Origin of the sequence: Gemmiger sp., assembly GCF_036306485.1 — a bacterium.
Taxonomy (GTDB): Bacteria; Bacillota; Clostridia; order Oscillospirales; family Ruminococcaceae; genus Gemmiger.
In genome coordinates this window covers 84,831-102,578 of sequence record NZ_JAXJZK010000016.1, presented here as the reverse complement: position 1 = coordinate 102,578, position 17,748 = coordinate 84,831, and the positions used below count along the sequence as shown (strand labels likewise).

Annotated in this window: 18 protein-coding genes; 7 read left to right on the top strand and 11 right to left on the bottom strand. The window is 64.8% G+C overall.

From position 1 onward, the window contains the following. Window positions 1-121: 121 nt before the first annotated feature. The 4 genes from U0L91_RS03825 to U0L91_RS03810 are packed head-to-tail and all read right to left on the bottom strand — an operon-like array spanning window position 122 to window position 3,947. A complete protein-coding gene (locus tag U0L91_RS03825) occupies window positions 122-1,798 on the bottom strand; it encodes an ABC transporter ATP-binding protein (protein WP_113998960.1) in 1,677 nt (558 codons plus the stop codon). Then, entirely contained in the window at window positions 1,789-2,562 is a 774-nt protein-coding gene (locus U0L91_RS03820; RefSeq protein WP_330044901.1) for an energy-coupling factor transporter transmembrane component T family protein, read from the bottom strand. Before U0L91_RS03820 ends, U0L91_RS03825 begins: the two co-directional genes overlap by 10 nt. Before the next feature lie 3 nt (window positions 2,563-2,565). Continuing rightward, complete coding sequence (locus tag U0L91_RS03815) at window positions 2,566-3,165, bottom strand: ECF transporter S component (RefSeq protein WP_113998958.1); 600 nt, start codon at window positions 3,163-3,165, stop codon at window positions 2,566-2,568. Between the two features lie 29 nt (window positions 3,166-3,194). After that, entirely contained in the window at window positions 3,195-3,947 is a 753-nt protein-coding gene (locus U0L91_RS03810; protein WP_330044900.1) for a nucleoside phosphorylase, read from the bottom strand. A gap of 174 nt (window positions 3,948-4,121) precedes the next feature. Between U0L91_RS03810 and U0L91_RS03805 the strand changes: the two genes are divergently transcribed. Then, entirely contained in the window at window positions 4,122-4,679 is a 558-nt protein-coding gene (locus tag U0L91_RS03805; RefSeq protein ID WP_330044899.1) for a cysteine hydrolase family protein, read from the top strand. A 112-nt stretch (window positions 4,680-4,791) separates the two neighbouring features. On the opposite strand, the gene U0L91_RS03800 is transcribed toward U0L91_RS03805, so the two are convergent. The 3 genes from U0L91_RS03800 to U0L91_RS03790 form a co-directional block, all read right to left on the bottom strand. Next, a complete protein-coding gene (locus tag U0L91_RS03800; RefSeq protein WP_199488070.1) occupies window positions 4,792-5,148 on the bottom strand; it encodes an MmcQ/YjbR family DNA-binding protein in 357 nt (118 codons plus the stop codon). After that, window positions 5,145-5,315: a DUF3873 family protein gene (locus tag U0L91_RS03795; RefSeq protein ID WP_113998955.1), complete on the bottom strand. Its 171-nt coding sequence runs from the start codon at window positions 5,313-5,315 to the stop codon at window positions 5,145-5,147. The genes U0L91_RS03800 and U0L91_RS03795 overlap by 4 nt, the downstream gene beginning before the upstream one ends. Window positions 5,316-5,417: 102 nt before the next feature. Next, window positions 5,418-6,473 carry an alcohol dehydrogenase gene (locus tag U0L91_RS03790; protein ID WP_330044898.1) on the bottom strand — a complete coding sequence of 352 codons (1,056 nt, stop codon included), beginning with the start codon at window positions 6,471-6,473 and terminating at the stop codon, window positions 5,418-5,420. A gap of 125 nt (window positions 6,474-6,598) precedes the next feature. Here U0L91_RS03790 and U0L91_RS03785 point away from each other — a divergent pair, with 125 nt between their 5' ends. The 3 genes from U0L91_RS03785 (at window position 6,599) to U0L91_RS03775 (ending at window position 8,849) form a co-directional block, all read left to right on the top strand. Then, on the top strand, window positions 6,599-6,952 hold the full coding sequence (locus tag U0L91_RS03785) for a gamma-glutamylcyclotransferase family protein (protein WP_113998953.1): 354 nt from the start codon (window positions 6,599-6,601) through the stop codon (window positions 6,950-6,952). Between the two features lie 134 nt (window positions 6,953-7,086). After that, entirely contained in the window at window positions 7,087-7,818 is a 732-nt protein-coding gene (locus U0L91_RS03780; RefSeq protein ID WP_242979462.1) for a YoaK family protein, read from the top strand. Window positions 7,819-7,850: 32 nt separating this feature from the next. Beyond that, on the top strand, window positions 7,851-8,849 hold the full coding sequence (locus tag U0L91_RS03775) for a Gfo/Idh/MocA family protein (protein ID WP_330044897.1): 999 nt from the start codon (window positions 7,851-7,853) through the stop codon (window positions 8,847-8,849). Between the two features lie 43 nt (window positions 8,850-8,892). Here U0L91_RS03775 and hcp read toward each other — a convergent pair whose 3' ends face one another. Both hcp and U0L91_RS03765 read right to left on the bottom strand, forming a co-directional pair. Beyond that, window positions 8,893-10,527 carry a hydroxylamine reductase gene (gene hcp / locus U0L91_RS03770; RefSeq protein ID WP_330044896.1) on the bottom strand — a complete coding sequence of 545 codons (1,635 nt, stop codon included), beginning with the start codon at window positions 10,525-10,527 and terminating at the stop codon, window positions 8,893-8,895. 17 nt (window positions 10,528-10,544) lie between these two features. After that, window positions 10,545-10,877, bottom strand: coding sequence for a cupin domain-containing protein (locus U0L91_RS03765; protein ID WP_113998949.1), 333 nt, complete (start codon window positions 10,875-10,877; stop codon window positions 10,545-10,547). A gap of 266 nt (window positions 10,878-11,143) precedes the next feature. Between U0L91_RS03765 and U0L91_RS03760 the strand changes: the two genes are divergently transcribed. Further along, window positions 11,144-11,458: a hypothetical protein gene (locus U0L91_RS03760; protein WP_330044895.1), complete on the top strand. Its 315-nt coding sequence runs from the start codon at window positions 11,144-11,146 to the stop codon at window positions 11,456-11,458. A gap of 140 nt (window positions 11,459-11,598) precedes the next feature. Here the strand turns inward: U0L91_RS03760 and U0L91_RS03755 are convergent, their stop codons facing one another. Then, window positions 11,599-12,444 (bottom strand): PocR ligand-binding domain-containing protein, encoded by an 846-nt coding sequence (locus tag U0L91_RS03755; RefSeq protein ID WP_113998947.1) that lies wholly within the window; start codon window positions 12,442-12,444, stop codon window positions 11,599-11,601. 79 nt (window positions 12,445-12,523) lie between these two features. Between U0L91_RS03755 and U0L91_RS03750 the strand changes: the two genes are divergently transcribed. Together U0L91_RS03750 and araA are read left to right on the top strand one after the other, a co-directional pair. Continuing rightward, a complete protein-coding gene (locus U0L91_RS03750) occupies window positions 12,524-14,107 on the top strand; it encodes a xylulokinase (protein ID WP_330044894.1) in 1,584 nt (527 codons plus the stop codon). A 16-nt stretch (window positions 14,108-14,123) separates the two neighbouring features. Then, window positions 14,124-15,602, top strand: coding sequence for an L-arabinose isomerase (gene araA / locus U0L91_RS03745; protein WP_330044893.1), 1,479 nt, complete (start codon window positions 14,124-14,126; stop codon window positions 15,600-15,602). Window positions 15,603-15,685: 83 nt separating this feature from the next. Here araA and U0L91_RS03740 read toward each other — a convergent pair whose 3' ends face one another. Then, entirely contained in the window at window positions 15,686-17,743 is a 2,058-nt protein-coding gene (locus tag U0L91_RS03740) for a beta-galactosidase (protein ID WP_330044892.1), read from the bottom strand. Between the last annotated feature and the right edge of the window lie 5 nt (window positions 17,744-17,748).

The following is a 17,748-nucleotide window of genomic DNA, read 5'->3' as shown; positions in this document are numbered from 1 at the left end:
ACAAAACGGCACGCCGGAAAAGCCTTCTGCGCTTTCCGGCGTGCCGTATTTTTGATGGATGGGCGCACCTTCCCAGACCCTCGCCGGTCATGCCGAACGGCGGGGGTCCGGGGCAGGCGGATCAGTCCCTGCCGCAGGCGTGCAGGAACTCTTCGACGGTCAGGAAGACGCCCTCGTACCCCAGACGGGTACAGAGCTGCGTGACGTGGGGCGGGTCCAGACGGGCGGCCTGCAATGCCTCGGCGTCCGAAAAGACGCGGCGCGGCGTGCCTTCGGCCACGACACGGCCCTGGGCCATGACGATGACCCGCTCAAAACATTCGGCCACAAAATCCATATCGTGCAAAATAGCCAGCACCAGCTTTCCGCGCTGCGACAGGGTGCGGACAATCTCGGCGATGCGGCGGCGGCCGCGCACATCCTGGGCGATGGTCGGCTCGTCCAGGATCAGCACGTCGGGGTCCATGGCCAGCACCGAGGCGATGGCCACCATCTTGCGCTCATAGAGTTCGAGGTCGTAGGGGTTGCGGTCCTCCAGGCCGGCCAGGCCGGTCATGGCGAGCGCCTCGCGGGACTTTTCCCGGGCGGTCTTTTCGTCCATGCCGATGTTCAGCGGGCCGAACATGACCTCGTCGAGGACGTTGTAACGGAAGATCTGGTCGTCGGGGTTCTGGAACACATAGCCGACCTGGGCGGCCAGCGATGCGACGGTGCGCCCGGCGATGTCCTCGCCGCGGAACCGGATGACGCCGCCTTCGGGCCGGAGCAGGCCCTTGAGCAGCTTGACAAGCGTCGTCTTGCCGGCGCCGTTCTGGCCGATGATGGCGGTGGGACGGGCGTCCAGCGTCAGGCTGATTTCATGGAGCACCGGTGTGCCGGGCCGGTAGGAGAAGCGCAGCTTTTCGATCTCAAAGAGAACGGGGCGGGTCTCCACGGGGACGGCGGGCGGCGGCTGGATGGACTCGACGCGGTGCAGGCGGCCGGCGGCCTCCTCGGCCGTGACGGGATAGCTGCCGTCCGGCAGGGCGGCGCCCAGCGCACGGCAGATCCGCGTGAAGGCGGGGGGCTGCACCCCCAGCTCCTCGAGGTCGGTGCGGGAGAAGATCTTCTGCGGGGTATCAAAGGCGATCTGCCGGCCCTTGTGCAGCAGCAGGATGCGGTCGCAGTAGGCGGCGATCTTCTCGATCTTCTGCTCAATCATCAGGATGGTGATGCCGCTGCGGGCCAGCTTGTCCACAGTGCGGAACACTTCCTCGCTGCCCTGCGGGTCCAGCTGGGAGGTGGGTTCGTCCAGCACCAGGATGTCGGGGTTCATGACCAGCACGCTGGCGATGGCCACGCGCTGCATCTGGCCGCCCGACAGGTCAAAGGGGTTGCGGTCGCGGTACTGCCAGATGTCCAGCAGTTTGAGGGCTTCCTCGGCGCGGCGGTGCATCTCCTCCCGGGGGACGCCCAGGTTCTGCATTCCGAAGGCAACTTCCTCATAGACGTTGTCCTTGGCGCCGGAAAGCTGGTTGAAGGGGTTCTGAAAGACAAGGCCCACCTTGCAGCACAGTTCCGAGATGGGGGTGGTCTCGGCGGGCAGGTCCTCGATCAGGACACGGCCGCCGTAGGCGCCCTTGTAGAACTGGGGCACCAGACCGATCAGGGCCTGGCTCAGGGTGCTTTTGCCCGCGCCGTTCTCACCGACAATGCCGATGAACTCGCCCTTCTCGACCGTGAAGCTCAGCCCGTCCAGGGCCAGCGACTCGGTGTTGGGGTAGCGGTATTTGAGGTTTTCCACAGCAATCACAGGCATTGGACAATCCTCCACAGCAGTGCGGCCGCAATCATGGCAAGCAGCACGACGGTGATGGGGGTATCCCCGCGGTGCGGCGTGCGGTCGGCAAGGTAGGTCTTTTTCTGTTTGGCGGCAAATCCGCGCACTTCCAGCGCCACCGCGCGTTCCCGGGTGTTGATGAGCGAGCTCATGACCACCGGCGAGATCAGCGGCAGGAAAGCCTTGGCGCGGGTCAGCAGGCTGCCCTCGGTTTCCAGGCCGCGGCTGCGCTGGGCATCGGTGATGGTGTTCATCGTGCCGGTCATCTGGGGCACGATCTGGAACACCGAGGTGATGATGTAGCCCATCCGGCGGGAGAAACCGCGCTTTTCCAGTTCCTCGACCAGCTCGGAGGGCTTGGCCGAGAGCACCAGAATCGCAAAGGAGAGCAGCATGTTCAGAACGTTGCAGCCGATGTGCAGCGCATACAGCAGACCCTCGCGGTAAAAGTGCAGCGGTCCGATGCTGAACAGGATGTTGCGGTTGCTCTGGTTGAACAGGCCGTGGATCAGAAAGATGGTGATCAGGATCGTGAAGGAGAAGGCTACCAGCGGAACCACCCGCTTGAGCAGCCTGCCGCTGGCCAGCACCGCCAGACTGAGGGCGATGAAGATGGCAAAAAAGGACAGCTTGCCCACCAGCAGCGGCACACTGATGGCCGTGGCAATGTACGCCAGCTTGGTAAAGGGATGAACCTTGCACAGCCAGCTGCCGTTATCCACATAAAGACTGATACTTTTCATAGCTTACTCGAGGTGTTCGATCTTGGCGTTGGCGTCGTAGAGGGCCGTCAGTTTGCGGGGCAGGCCCTTGAGGACAAAGTAGACAACGATGAGGGTAATGATCTTGTCGGGGACATCGACGACGATCTCATCCAGGAAGGAGCCCAGCAGGGTGGAAAGGCCGGCGGCCTGGGTGGCGGCGAACACCATATCGCCCCAGACATTGCCGGTGGTGCCGCCCCAGAAGATGACGTTGAGCGGGGTGGAGATCAGCACGGCCACAAAGCCGGCCACGCAGGCGGTGATGAGCGCCTTGGGGAAGGACTTCATGAAGCCCAGGCGCGCCATGATGCCGGCGGCCAGGCCGATGCCCAGGCTGGTCAGCGCATAGATCAGCGTGATGTTGTCGCCGGCGGTCAACCCGTAAATCAGGTTGTTGGCCGCGCCGCAGATGCCGCCGATGATGGGGCCGCCCAGGCAGCCGCCGATGCAGGTGCCGATGGAATCCAGCCAGAGGGGCAGTTTGAGCAGGCTGGCGAACATCTTGCCCAGATAGTTGATGCCGATGCAGGCCGGGATCAGAACGATCGTTGCCGCATCAAATTTGGTCTTGAACAGATTCACGGGATATTCCTCCTTTATATTCTTCCGGTTCAGGCCCGGGAAGATCCTTGATGAAACACATCCAGCGCATCGAGCGCCGTGCAGATTTCCAGATGCTCACCGGCGGCAGCCGCCTGCTCGCCGTTCTGGTAGCGGCCCACGCTCTCGGCGACGTTCTTGTGGAAGCCCGCCACCACGTTGAGGATGGACGCACAGCGCACGCCCCGCAGCCGGCCCACGACCAGCATGGTCGCGGTCTCCATGTCGGAGGCGATGACGCCGCGGCGGGACCAGGTCTCGTACAGGGCGGGGTTGTCGTCGCGGTACATGCAGTCATGGCTGCGCGCAATGCCGATCTGATAGGGTGCCTGCTGCCGCTGGGCCGCCGTGCGGCAGGCGTTGAGCAGGTCCAGGTCGGGCACGGCGGGGTATTCGGCGGGCAGATACCCCGCCGAGGTGCCGTCGTCCCGCACCGCGCCGCAGACCAGCACCAGATCGCCCAGATCCAGCGTCGGGGTCAGAGCGCCGCAGCTGCCGATGCGGATCATCTGCCGCACACCGGTGCGGGCCAGCTCCTCGACGGCAATCGCCGTGGACGGACCGCCCATGCCGGTGGAGATGATGAGCACCGGGCGTCCCTTCCAGAGTCCGCGGACGCTCTTGTACTCCCGGTTGAACATCAGTTCCTCGGGCTGCTCCAGCAGCGCCGCCACCCGGTCCACCCGGGCCGGATCGCCGGGCAGGATCGCGTCCTCAATGCCGAGATCCTCCGGCAGCTGAATATGTGCCATACGAACGGCCATGACAATCGCTTCCTTTTTGAATATTTTGTGGTGTTTTGTTTAGTTTCTCCGGTATTGTTATTAAAGTAACACCTCCGCCGTCAAAAGTCAAACCTTGTCAATTCCCGGCGCGGTGCGGTATACTGGATCTGAAAATGCCGTCTGGTGCGGCGCGAAACAAAGGAGGAGTCCGCCATGTCCAACCATGATCTGCTGCTGGTGATTGATCTGCAGAACGTCTACACCGAGGGCCAGCCCTGGGCCTGCTGCCATATCCGGCAGGCCGTCCGCAACATCCGCAGGCTGCTGGATGCCGGCGTCTGCGGCGAGGTCCTGTTCACCCGCTTTGTGCCGCCCGCGCAGCCGGAAGGGATGTGGCGGGAATACAACCGTGTGAATGCGGCCGTCAACGCCGACGCCTTTGCCAACGCGATGCTGCCCGAGATGGCCCCTTATCTGGAGCGGTACCCGCTGCTCGACAAGTCGGTCTATTCGTCCTTTTCGATTCCAGAGGTGCGGGAGGCCGCGGCCCGGGCCGACCGGGTGGTGGTGACCGGCGTGGTGGCGGAATGCTGTGTGCTGTCCACCGTGCTGGCGGGCATTGATCTGGGGCACCGGATGGTCTATCTGACCGACGCGGTGGCCGGCGTGACGCCGGAATCCGAGGCGCAGGCCGAAGCCATTGTCTCCTACCTGACGGTGCCCCACACCGAGGTGCTGACCACCGGGGCGTATCTGGAGCAGAGCCGGTAATTTTTTCCCTCCCCTATATCATAGCGTACCGCAGGCATTGGCACAAGCGTTCCGGCAACTTTTTCCACAAAAAATACAGGCTTCCCGGGAAAGTTCCGGGAAGTCTGCCAGTTCAGCGGGATTTGGCGGCGCGCGGCGCGGTCAGCCGATAGCTCTCGGCGATCAGGTCAAAGATCTGGTCGGCGGTCATGCTGCCGTCCAGCACAATGCCGATCCAGTGGCGCTTGTTCATATGGTAGGCGGGCACGACGGCCGGGTAGGTCTGTTTCCAGAAATCGCCCCAGGCCGGTTCCGCCTTGACGTTGACCCACAGCCGGCCCTGCCGCTCAAAGATCAGCGCGTAGGACCGCCGGTTGGTGCGGTGCCGCATCACCGTCCAGTTGGGGTCGTCGAAGGGATAGTCCTCGTAACTGTCGGGCAGCCGGCCGCACAGGGCAATGAGGTCGGCGCGGTTGAGCGGCGGGTTCAATAGCGTTCGCGGCGCATCATCCAGTCCTCACAGACTGCCTGCGCGGCCTCCGCGGTCCTGGCAACGCAGGAAAAATACTCCCCGCGCTCCGAACAGTAATCATAACGGACACCGCCGCTGACCGGAACCCAGCGTTCCTGCCCCGGCAGAAGAAAAGCAATCTCCACGTCACAGCACTCCCCATCGGATTTTGCGGGCCTGCGGCCCGCTTTGTATCATACCACGGCCGGGACGTTTTGCCCATGGAGAAAACGCCCCGGCCCTGCCTGTCACTTTGTTGCATCGGCGTTCCCGCACTCGATGGCGACCTTGAGCACGCCGTCGCGGTGATGTTCAAACAGATCATACGCGCGGTCGATCTCCCGCAGCGGGAAGGTGTGGGTGATCAGCGGCGTGGTGTCCAGCCGGCCCGCCGCGATCAGGTCCAGGATCTCGCCGCAGTGACAGCCGTCCACGCCGCCCGTCTTGAAGGTCAGGTTCTTGCCGTACATCCGGGGCAGCGGCAGCGTCTGCGGTTCGTCATAGAGGGCCACCACCGTCACCACGGCGTTGGGCCGGGCACATTCCCAGGCCAGGCGGAAGGTGTCGGGGCTGCCCGCCACCTCCAGCACCGCATCGGCGCCGCCGTGGCGGCTGTTGGCACGGACAACCTCCGGCAGGCCCTCGGGCGGGACGGCCAGCACCTGCGGGGCATGGGCGCGCACAAACGCCAGCCGCCCGGGGTCCCGGTCGCAGACAATGATGCGCCCCGGCTGCAGCAGCTGCACACACTGCAGCGTGCACAGGCCGGTGGGGCCGGCCCCCAGGATCAGCACGGTGTCGCCGGGATGGATCTCGGCAATGCGGGCCGCCCAGTACCCGGTGGCCAGCACGTCCCCGACAAACAGCGCCTGCCGGTCGGTGACGCCGTCGGGGATGCGGTTGAGCCCCTGGTCGGCGTAGGGCACCCGGACATACTCGGCCTGGCCGCCGTCAATCCGGCAGCCCAGCGCCCAGCCGCCCTCGGGGTCGGTGCAGTTGTTGACCCAGCCGTTGCGGCAGAAAAAGCAGTCCCCGCAGAAGGTCTCGACATTGACGGTCACCCGGTCCCCGGGGCGGACGGCGGTCACCGCCTCGCCCACCTCGTCCACGATGCCGACCATCTCGTGTCCCACCGTGATGCCCGGCACCGCCCGGGGCACCGAACCGTGCTTGATGTGCAGGTCGCTGGTACAGATGCTGGCCAGCGTCACCCGGACGATGGCATCCCGCGCATCCCGCAGGACCGGCCGGGGTTTGTCCCGCAGCTCAAATTTTCCGTGTTCGACATAGGTATAGGCCAACATACTGCCACGCTCCTTCGGACCAGGCGGTCCCGTTTTCTTTGAGTGTACCATGCGGCGCGCCGATCTGCAACTGTCGGTGGACCCGGGGCCTGCTTTGTGCTATACTGTCGGCGGGGGTGACGAGGATGAACAATCGTCCGGTTTTTGTTTACGGCACACTGATGACCGGTCAGTGCGCCGACAACCGTCTGGAGGGCGCCGTGTTCGCGGGGCCTGCCCGTCTTGACGGCTACGCGCTGTACGATCTGGGGCGGTACCCTGGCATTGTCGCGCAGCCCGGCGGCACCGTATGGGGCGAACTGTGGTACACCGACGACCAGACGGTGGAGCAGATGGACCTCTACGAGGAGGAGGGCTCGCTGTACCGGCGCAGCCCGGTCCGGGTCCTGTGCGGCGGCACGCTCCGCGAGGCGGAGGCCTATGTGTACCTGCACGAAGTCCAGGGTGAGCCCTGGACCGAGCGGTGGCATGCCCGCTGACACGCACCGCAAAATGGCGCTCTCCGGTTACCGGAGGGCGCCGTTTTTGCTGCCGGGGCGGCCATATTTGGCTTGCGCCTTTCGTATGGCCGTGTATAATAAAAGGGAACTGAACTGTAGAAAGGGCGCATATCGTGAAAGAACAACATCCTGCCGAACCGCATTACCTGACCTGTGAGAGGAACTGGGTCTATTTCACACTGATCGCCGTCGCGGGGTTCTGGGGTGCCTACACCTATCTGCTGCGCGGCAACGTATTCTGCAACGCCCAGACCGGCAACGTCGTGCTGATGGGCCTGGCGCTGGGGTCCGCCGAATGGGCAAAGGCGGGGTATTATCTGGTCCCGATCTCGGCCTACATTCTCGGCGCGTTCGTGTCGGAGCTGCTGCCCAACCCGATCAAGCACCGGTTCAACGTCCGGTGGGACACCGTGCTGATGCTGATTGAGATGATCGCGGTGCTGGGGCTGGGGTTCCTGCCCGAGACCGCACCGGTTCAGATCTGCCAGGTCGTCATCAACTTTGTGGCCTCGATGCAGTACAACACCTTCCGGCAGGCCGAGGGCGTTCCGGTGGCCACCACCTTTGCCACCAACCACATCCGGCAGATCGGCGTCGGGCTGGCCAAGGAGCTGCGGCACCGCCACAGCGCCGACAAATCCCACCGCCGCAAGCTGGCCCGCCACTGCGGGATGCTGTTTTTCTTCATCCTGGGCGCCGTGACGGGCACGGTCTTCTGCCATCTGCTGGTGGGCCGGGCCATCTGGCTCACCATGATCCCGCTGGGGATCATCTTCCTCACGCTGCTCCACGCCGACCGCACCACCGAGAAGGAACTGGTGGAACAGAAACCCGCCGGCCACTGACCCGGGCCGCGCCGAACAGAAAGGAACCGTCTATGAAATTTGGAATTCTGGGTGCCGGATTCATCGCCGCCGTCATGGCGGACACGCTGTGCCGGATGGCGCAGCAGGGCGAAACCGGGGCCGAGCTGTATGCCGTTGCGGCGCGGGACATCGGCCGCGCCCGCGCCTTTGCCGCCGAGCACAACGTGCCGAAAGCCTACGGCAGCTATGAGGAGATGCTGCGGGACCCCGCGGTGGAGGTTGTCTACATTGCCACGCCCCACTCGCTGCATTACCGCCACATCAAGCTCTGCGCCGACCACGGCAAGCACATCCTGTGCGAGAAGCCCTTCACGGTCAGTGCCCGCCAGGCCGAGGACGCCCTGCGCTACGCCTGGGCCCGGGGCGTGCTGGTCACCGAGGCCATCTGGACCCGGTATCAGCCGATGCGGCGCATCATCCGGGAGGCGGTGGAATCCGGAAAGATCGGCGAGCCCCGGCTGCTGACCGCCAATCTGGGCTATGAGATGACCGGCAAACAGCGCATCATCCTGCCCGAGCTGGCCGGCGGCGCGCTGCTGGATGTGGGGCTGTACCCGCTGCATTTTGCCGAGATGGTGTTCGGCCGCCCCGAGGAGGTCCGGGGTCTGTGCACCAAGAACGCGAACGGCGTGGATATGACGGACTGCATCACGCTGACCTGGAAGGACGGCCGGGTGGCCAACCTGACGGCCGCGGCGAACGCGGTGTCCGACCGGTACGGCGTGATCTACGGCACAAAGGGGTATCTGATGGTGGACAACATCAACAACCCCCAGGGGCTGCGGATGGTGGATGACACCGGCCGTCTGATCGAGGAGATTGCCTGTCCGCCCCAGCTGACCGGCTACGAGTACGAGGTGCGCGAGACGGTGGACTGCATCCGCCGGGGGCTGTCGGAATGTCCTTCGATGCCCCACCGCGAGACGGTCCACATGATGGAGCAGATGGATCATCTGCGGGCCCAGATGGGCATCCGTTACCCGTGTGAGGAGACCGACGATCCCGCATGATTCCAAAACCCCCGGCGCCTTGCGGTGCCGGGGGCTTTCTTGTTTATTCGCCGATCAGAAGGCGCAGATCCTCCTCGACACTGCCGATCCCGGCAATGCCGAACTGTTCGACCAGCACCTTGGTCACGTTGGGGCTGAGGAAGGCCGGCAGCGTGGGGCCGAGATGGATGTTGTGGATTCCCAGAGAGAGCAGGGCCAGCAGCACGATGACGGCTTTCTGCTCATACCAGGCGATGTTGTAGACGATGGGCAGGTCGTTGATGTCGTCCAGCCCGAACACTTCCTGGAGCTTGAGGGCAATCAGGGCCAGCGAGTAGGAGTCATTGCACTGGCCGGCGTCCAGCACCCGGGGAATGCCGCCGATGTCGCCCAGCGCCAGCTTGTTGTACTTGTACTTGGCGCAGCCGGCCGTCAGGATGACGGTATCGCGGGGCAGGGCCCGGGCGAACTCGGTGTAATACTCGCGGCTTCTGGCGCGGCCGTCGCAGCCGCCCATGACGACGAACTTCCGGATGGCGCCGCTCTTCACGGCCTCCACGATGCGGTCCGCCAGCGCAAAGACCTGGGCATGGGCAAAGCCGCCGACGATCTCGCCGGTTTCCAGCTCGGCGGGCGGCGGGCAGGTCTTGGCCTGCTCGATGATGCGGGAGAAGTCCTTGGTCTCGCCGATGCCGCCCGGAATGTGGGGGCAGCCCGGATACCCCGCCGCCCCGGTCGTGTACAGCCGGTCCTTGTAGCTGTCCTTGGGCGGGACGATGCAGTTGGTCGTCATGAGGATCGGACCGTGGAAGGCCTCGAACTCCTCCTTCTGTTTCCACCAGGCGTTGCCGTAGTTGCCCACAAAGTTCGGGTATTTCTTGAAGGCCGGGTAATAGTGGGCGGGCAGCATCTCGGAATGGGTGTAGACATCCACGCCGGTGCCCTGGGTCTGTTCGAGCAGCATCTCGAGGTCGCGCAGGTCATGCCCCGACACGAGGATACCCGGATTTCCGCGCACGCCCAGCGACACACGGGTGATCTCGGGGTTGCCGTAAGCCTCGGTGTTGGCCTTGTCCAGCAGCGCCATGCCCGCCACGCCGTACTTGCCGGTTTCCAGCGTCAGGTTCACCAGGTCCTGCACGGTCAGGCTGTCGTCCAGCGTCGCGGCCAGCGCCCGCTGCAGGAAGGCATCCACCTCGGGGTCGTCCTGAAGCAGCACGTTGGCGTGCTTGGAATAGGCCGACAGGCCCTTGAGTCCGTAGGTGATGAGCTCCCGCAGCGAGCGGATGTCCTCGTCCCGGGTGGAGAGGACGCCCACCGTCCGGGCCTTCTCCTCCCAGTCGCCGCTGCCGTCCCACAGAGCCGCCTCGGGCAGGCCGTCCCGGCGGTTCAGCCGGGCCAGCTGCTCCTGCCGCGCCTCCAGCGTGGCACGGATGCGCGCCTCGATGCTCTCGCGGTCAAAGTTCGCATTCGTGATGGTGGTGAACAGGTTCAGCGTGATCAGGTGATTGATCCCGGCGGGGACGGTCTGCCCTTCCCGGCGCAGCGCTGTCGTCACGGCGGACAGCCCCTTGCTCACATACACCAGCAGGTCCTGCATGGCCGCCACATCGGGCTGCTTGCCGCAGACGCCCACCATCGTGCAGCCTTTGCAGCCGGCGGTCTCCTGGCACTGGTAACAAAACATCTTCTCGTTCATGGGTGTTCTCCTTTGGTTCAGAATACAACCACCAGCAGCATCTTGAACATCTCGGCGCCGCTGACGGCATGGGGATGGCCGGCAGGCATCACGATGGACTCGCCCTCGTGCAGAAGGTACTCGGTGCCGTCCAGCACAATCCTGCCCACACCGTCCAGACAGGTCACAAAGGCGTCGCCGCCCGCGGCATGGGTGCTGATCTCCTCGCCCTTGTCAAAGGAAAACAGCGTGATGCTCACCGCATCATTCTGGGCCAGCGTCTTGCTGACCACCTGGCCTTTCTGGTACGAGATTTCATCCTTCAGCGTCAGCACTTCGGACTGCGCAATATTCTTCATCTTGACGTTCATTCGATAACCTCCCGGTGTATTCAGTGTTTGTCTTCCGGCCCGGTTTTACTCATTCGCTGCAACCGTTTTCCGCCGGATAACGCCCTTATCATATCTGTCCCACGCCGGAAAGTATGTTGTCAGAACCACAAAGTCAAAACTTTCCTGGCGCCGATGCAAAAAACATAGTGTTTTATTTTATGCAAAGAATACAAAATGTATTTTGCGGGACCGCTTGCAGACAGGCGCCGCCGGGCTTATACTGAAACCGACAGGAGGGGTTATCCATGAAAGTATACGGAACACACATCTGCATTGACTGCCGCAATTACCAGGCCATCCAGGCCAGCCGCGGGTTTGAGGCGGAGTTCATCGACATCACGGCCGACACGGCCAATCTGAAGGAATTTCTGGCGCTGCGCGACCACGACCCGGTGTTTGCCCCGGTGCGGGAGCGCGGCGGCATCGGCATCCCGCTGTTTGTGCGGGAGGACGGCCGCAAGACCTTTGACATCGACGAGGCGCTGGCCTGGATCGATCAGCCGCCGGTGCGCGAGGAAGAGATCGTCGAGCACCGCCCCTGCTGCGACAGCTGCCAGTGAACGGCAAAGCCCCCCGGCCATCCGGCCGGGGGGCTTTTGCTGTGCCGACAACGATTTGCGAACAAAAATCCAGCAATCCGAACATCTGTCACTATACGGGCAGGGGGCGGCGGGGGTATGATAGGAGCAGAAGTGCCCCGTCAGTCGGTACCTGAGAACTGGCGGCGGTAGGCCTGGGGCGTGAAGCCGGTCTGGCGGCGGAAGACGCGGAAAAAGTAGTTGTAGTCCGCTATGCCGATCTGCTGGCAGATCTGGTTGTTGGTCAGCCGGGTGGTGGTCAGCAGGCGGATGGCGCGCTGGATGCGCAGCCGGCGGACCGACTCGTTGATGCCGCAGCCGTAGGTTTCCTTGGAGAGCTGGTACAGCGCGGTGCGGCCCATGCCGAGCGCCGCGCAGATGCGGTCGCTGGACAGGTCCTCGGCCAGGTGATCGGCCAGGAAGCGGTTGAGTGTTTCGGCCGGGCTGCCCGGCACAAGGCGGGCCATGTGGACCTGACACAGCGCCCGGGCCGAGAGGGCGAGCAGGTCGCACGCCGCCCGCAGCCGCTGGTACGGGGTGCGGGGAAGCTGCCGGTAGGCCCGGTAGAGTTCCTCCTGACGAATCGGATACCCGGCGCAGAGCTGCCAGGCGCGCTGCCATTCAGCCTGTTCGTCGGCGCCCTGCACGATATGGCTGAGCAGCAGATACCCCACGACCACGCCGTCGATCTGGATGGGCGTGATGGCCTCGATGAGGCCGGCGTGGCAGGGATAGATCCAGGTGGTCTTTTCCTGCCGGGCCTGGCGGCAGGCTTTCTGGTCGCACAGGCGGCAGCCCATCTCGCCCTGGGGGGTGGCGCGCACCAGACGGCAGTAGTCCGGCAGCTGCTGCGGGTAGGACAGAATGTCCATCCCCCACTCGTCAAAGACGACGGTGCGCAGGCCGGTCAGCTCATAAAAATCCCGCAGCAGCACCAGCAGCTCCCCTTTGTCAAAGACCGCACGCACGAACCATTCCCCCTTTTTCCTGTATTGTAAACGGCCCCCGCGGCCGTGTCAATTCCCATTTCCGACAGGCGGTGATCCTATGCAGAAACTTGAACAAAAATCCACTTCTCTGGGCCTGGAACTCGGTTCGACCCGCATCAAGGCGGTGCTGGCCGGGCCGGACGGTACCGTGCTGGCGTCCGGCGCCCACGACTGGCAGAACCGCTTTGAAGGCGGGTACTGGACCTACCACCTCGACGAGGTCTGGACCGGCGTACAGCACGCCTTCCGCGATCTGGCCCGCAACTATGAAGCGGCCTTCGGCGAACCGCTGCGGACGGTGGGCGCCCTGGGGGTCTCGGCGATGATGCACGGTTACCTGCCCTTTGACCGGCAGGGCCGTCCGCTGACCGCCTTCCGCACCTGGCGCAACACGACGACCCGGGCCGCGGCCGAGGCACTGACCGAGCGGTTCCGGTTCAACATTCCGCAGCGGTGGACGGTGGCGCACTTTTACCAGGCCATCCTCAACGGGGAGGACCATGTCCGGCAGGTGGACTTCCTGACGACGCTGGCGGGCTATCTGCACTGGCAGCTCACGGGGCAGAAGGTCCTGGGCATCGGGGATGCGTCGGGCGTTTTTCCGATTGACAGCCGCACCTGCGACTATGATGCCGGGATGCTGGCCTCCTTTGACGAGCTGCTGGCCGGGGCGGGGCTGCACTGCCATCTGCGGGATCTGCTGCCCCGGGTACTCTGCGCCGGTCAGGACGCCGGCACCCTGACCGAGGCGGGGGCGCGGCTGCTGGACCCGACGGGCACGCTGGGCGCCGGCATTCCGCTCTGCCCGCCGGAGGGAGATGCCGGCACCGGCATGGCCGCCACCGACAGTGTGGCCGTGCGGACCGGCAACGTCAGCGCCGGCACCAGCGTCTTTGCCATGGTGGTGCTGGAAAAGCCGCTGGCAAAGGTACATCCCGAGATTGATCTGGTCACGACGCCGGACGGGCGGCCGGTGGCCATGGTCCACTGCAACACCTGCACCTCCGATCTGGACGACTGGGTCAGGCTGCTGGGCGAGATGGCGGCGGCCGCCGGGGCGACGCTGAGCCGGAATGAGCTGTACACCCTGTTTTACCGCAAGGCCCTCGAAGGGGACCCCGACTGCGGCGGGCTGGTGAATTTCAACTGTTTTTCGGGCGAGCCGGTGACCGGATTGCCGGACGGACGGCCGCTCCTGGTGCGCCGCCCCGACGCCCGGTTCACGCTGGCCAACTTTGCCCGCGTCCAGCTGTACGCCTGTCTGGCCACGCTGAAATACGGGCTGGACATCCTGTTCGAGGAGGAACAGGTCACGGCGGATCATCTGCTGGGCCACGGCGGACTGTTCAAGGTCCCGGTGGTGGGCCAGAAACTGCTGGCCGGAGCGCTGGGCGTGCCGGTCTCGGTGATGCAGACCGCCGGGGAGGGCGGCCCCTGGGGCATGGCGCTGCTGGCGGGCTACCGGCTGCACCGGGCGGAAGGCGAAACGCTGGAACAGTATCTGCACCGCCGCATCTTTGCGGGGGCCGTCGGCAGCACCGTGCAGCCCGATGCCCGGGACACCCGCGGATTTGCCGCGTTTATGAAACAATACATCCGCTGTCTGGCGGTGGAACGCGCCGCCATCGACGCACTGCCGTAACAAGGAGGTTTTGATAATGCGTATGCAGGAATATGAATTCTGGTTTGTGGTGGGCAGTCAGTTTCTGTACGGTCCCGAGGTGCTGGAGACCGTGGCCCGCCGTGCCGCCGAGATGGCGGATCTGCTGAACGCCTCGGGCAATCTGCCCTGCAGGATGGTCTACAAGGTCACGGCCAAGACCAACCAGGAGATTGCCGACGTGGTGCGCGAGGCCAACTACGACCCCCGCTGTGCGGGCATCATCACCTGGTGCCACACTTTCAGTCCCAGCAAGATGTGGATCAACGGCTTTGTGAATCTGCAGAAGCCCTACTGCCATTTTGCCACCCAGTACAACCGCGAGATCCCCAACGAGGAGATCGACATGGATTTCATGAACCTGAACCAGGCCGCCCACGGCGACCGGGAGCACGGGTTCCTGGCGGCCCGGCTGCGGATGCCGCGCAAAATCATCGCCGGGTACTGGCAGGATGAGGAAGTCCAGAAGCGTCTGGGCCGCTGGATGCGCGCCGCCGTCGGCGTGGCGGTCTCCCGCCAGCTGAAGGTCATGCGGTTCGGCGACAACATGCGCGAGGTCGCCGTGACCGAGGGCGACAAGGTGGAGGTCCAGGCCAAGCTGGGCTGGCAGGTCAACACCTGGGCCGTGGGCGACCTGGTCCAGGTGATGAACGAAGTCACCGACGCCGAGATTGACGCCCTGATGGAAGTCTACCGCGCCAGCTACGACTTTGCGACGGATGACATCGGCGCCATCCGCTACCAGGCCCGTGAGGAGATCGCCATCAAGAAGATGCTGGATGCCGAAGGATGCCAGGCGTTCTCCAACACCTTCCAGGACCTGTACGGCATGGAGCAGCTGCCGGGTCTGGCCAGCCAGCACCTGATGGCGCAGGGCTACGGCTACGGCGGCGAGGGCGACTGGAAGGTGGCCGCGATGACCGCCATCCTCAAAGCGATGGGCGAGGGCGGCAACGGCTGTTCCCTCTTCATGGAAGATTACACCTACAACCTGGTGCCCGGCGCCGAGTACAGCCTGGGCGCGCATATGCTGGAGGTCTGTCCCTGCTGCGCGGCCCAGCGGCCCCGCATCGAGACCCATCCCCTCGGCATCGGCATGAACGAGAAGGACCCCGCCCGGCTGGTCTTTGAGGGCAAGGCAGGCAAGGCCATCGTCGTGAGCCTGATCGACATGGGCGGCCGGCTGCGGCTGATCTGCCAGGACATCGAGTGCGTCAAGCCGATTCTGCCGATGCCCAACCTGCCGGTGGCCCGCGTGATGTGGAAGGCCCTGCCCAGCCTGACGACCGGCGTAGAGTGCTGGATCACGGCGGGCGGTGCGCACCACACGGTGCTGAGCTACGACGTGACCGCCGAACAGATGCACGACTGGGCCAACATGATGGACATTGAGTTTGTGCACATCGGCAAGGACACCACCCCGGAAGCGCTGGAGCATGACCTGTTCCTGGCCGATCTGGCCTGGAAGCTCCGGTAACCGACCCGACATTTTCACTGTTTCTTCCCCTATTGCAAAAACCGCCCGGCTGCACGGAATGTGCGGTCAGGCGGTTTTTGCTGTCAGGGGTCCATGAACACGGCATCGGAGGGCGGCGTCATGACCAGATAACACTGCCGGCCGTACAGCAGCGAGGCGGGCACCCGCCACGGCTCGCCGTTGTAGAAATTGTCCGCCGCCAGCGCCCCGTCGGCATAGATCTGGGCGACATCGCAGCGCTGCGGGAAGCGCAGGAACCCTTCGCTGCCCGAGACCTCCAGCCGGTACCAATGGCGGGGCACCCGGCCGCCGAGGCAGAGTTCCTCCTCATACGGCGGCACAAACGGTTCCGGGCAGGGGGTCATGGTGAGCTGCGCCGGGGTGAAGGAGCGCGTTTCCTCCCGCGGGACAAAGTGGTCGTCCTGCCACAGCAGGTACCGGAAACTCCCTGGCTGCACGGCGCGGATGGTGCCGTCCTCCTCGTAGAGGTCGCATCCCTGCCCGAGGACGATGCGCTGCCCAAGCCGCCGCAGCCAGAGCGCCTGCCCGAGCGGGAGGGTGACCAGCCGGACCGGACCCGCCGTCTGCACCGCGATTCCCTGCCCGGCCGTGACCAGCGTGCCGTCCGCGAACCGGTACCGGGCCGGGATGCCGGGGATGGCCGCAAAGAACCAGGTATCGCCGGACCGGCAGATCGGCTGGGCGGTGGCCCAGCGCAGCGTCCGGCCGCCCAGCGAGAGCCCGAACGGGAAGAGGAAGGCCAGGTTCCCCGCCACCGTGATGGGCGGGAAACACACCGTGCCGGTATCCAGCACGACATCGGACACCGGGCAGAGCGCCGCGTGCCGCTGGTGATGGTTGACAAAGACGAAGCCGGCGGTCCCGTCCGTCCGCAGGCAGCAGCGCAGCGTCTGCCGGTCCTCCGGCGTCGGATGGGTGAGGGAACTGACATATTCCATGCGGGCCAGCTCGCTGCCGAAGTCGGCGGCCAGCAGATGGAGCAGGTTGAGCCACCGGTACTGGGGGCGGGTTTCGCCGTACTGGCTCAGCGCCGTGGCAAAGTCATAGTTGAGGATCGGGTAGTCGTTGGGGTAGCCGGTGGCGCGGGATTCCTGCAGGGTGGAGTCCCGGCCGATGGGGTTGGTGCCGCCGTGGTACATATAGTACCCGATCAGGTTGTTGCCGCACCCCAGCTTGACGAGCGAGAGGGCGTAGGCGTCCATGCCGGAGATCCGCACCCGGCGGTGGTAGGTGGACTGCTGGCCCGCGCCGATCTCACAGGTGGCGAAGGGGTAGCGGTCATAGGGCAGTTGCCAGCCGTCCGGCGCGGCGGTGTGCAGCAGGTCGGCGCCCACCGCCGTGTCGTTGCGGGTGGGGTTGAACAGATACTGCGGCGAGAGGGGCAGCGGATCGCGGTGCTGGGTCCAGGGGGCGTCGGGATAGGCCGCAAAGACCGGCAGCACCTCCGCCGTCGGGATACGCGCCCCGCTGACCGCGTTCCAGCCCGTGACGGTGTAGAGCGGCACCTCGAACCCTTCCTCCACCGCGATCCGTTTGAGCGCCGCGAGGTGGTCGCTGTTGTCCACCAGCTCGTTTTCCAGCTGGATGCCGACGATCGGCCCGCCGTCGCGGTAGAGCAGGCCGCGGATCTGCCGGTAGATGCTGCGGTACCAGGCCCGGACCAGCGCCAGGTAGGCCGGGTGGTTCTGCCGCAGCGGGATGCCCTTGTGCAGCAGCCAGTCGGGGAATCCGCCGTTGCGGCATTCGCCGTGGGCCCAGGGGCCGATGCGCAGCACCACATCCAGCCCGGCCCGGCGGCAGCACAGCACGAACCGGCGCACGTCCAGCCGGCCGGAGAACCGCAGCTCCCCTTCCCGCTCCTCGTGGTGAATCCAGAACAGATAGGTGGAGACCATCGTGACGCCGCCCGCCTTGATCTTGCAGAGCTCGGTCTGCCACTGTGCAGGGTCGCAGCGGGAAAAATGGAACTCGCCCATGACGGGCAGCCAGGGCTGTCCGCCCCGGGTCAGGCAGAGACTGTTGACTTCGATCCGCTCCCCGCCGGGGTTGCTTCCGCCCAGATGCAGGTGTCCGTGCAGGATTTCGGATCTGTGATAGGGTTCAAATCCAACGTGCATCATAATTC